Raw genomic sequence first — 560 nt, 5'->3', positions numbered from 1 at the left:
CTGGATGATTGGTTTCTCCCTCTTGGTACTTGAGGGAAATTGGCCCGTTTTCCATCCAAAGGATTTCCGCTTCCTCTTCACCTAAAACTTGCCAAGATTCTACTTTTACCCCAGCAGGAATAAAGGAGTAACCATGTCGATCTAGTTGCCATTCACCCATTTTAATCTTACCAGCCAGAATAAAAATTTCCAAATCAGCGGTGAAGATCCCAGATGGTGCTGCAAATTTGGGCGGTAGGATTACTCTCGATGTAGATGCACCACAATCATGCCAAGTCAGCAATCTTCGTCTTCCTGGTAGGACTCGTTCGGGCATTCCACTGATTCGCCATCCTGGTTCTTCTGGCACCGTATTTGTATTGAAAAATTGATACTGACGAGGCACATACTCTTTCGATATTGCCGTAGACCTTCCTGATAGGTGCAAGCGTCCGCTCCCATCTCCTCCCCAATCCTCTTGTCCAGGCGCTACACTTAAAAAATTATCCGTTTGGTCTGTTTGGGCCAAATTAAAACTTCTATTCGCGTCACCCATAATTCCCTCTTTTCCTGTTTATATG

The 560-nt window shown here is 45.0% G+C and carries 1 protein-coding gene; it reads right to left on the bottom strand.

The features are described from left to right. On the bottom strand, nucleotides 1-535 hold a 535-nt coding region (locus OSCI_RS09025), incomplete at its 3' end, for a DUF4437 domain-containing protein (protein WP_193387017.1). Nucleotides 536-560 lie beyond the last annotated feature (25 nt).

This window comes from Kamptonema sp. PCC 6506, from assembly GCF_000180455.1.
Lineage (GTDB): Bacteria > Cyanobacteriota > Cyanobacteriia > Cyanobacteriales > Microcoleaceae > Kamptonema > Kamptonema formosum.
Note: the sequence above shows the minus strand (reverse complement) of the source record. Positions and strands in the feature narration are given on the sequence as shown.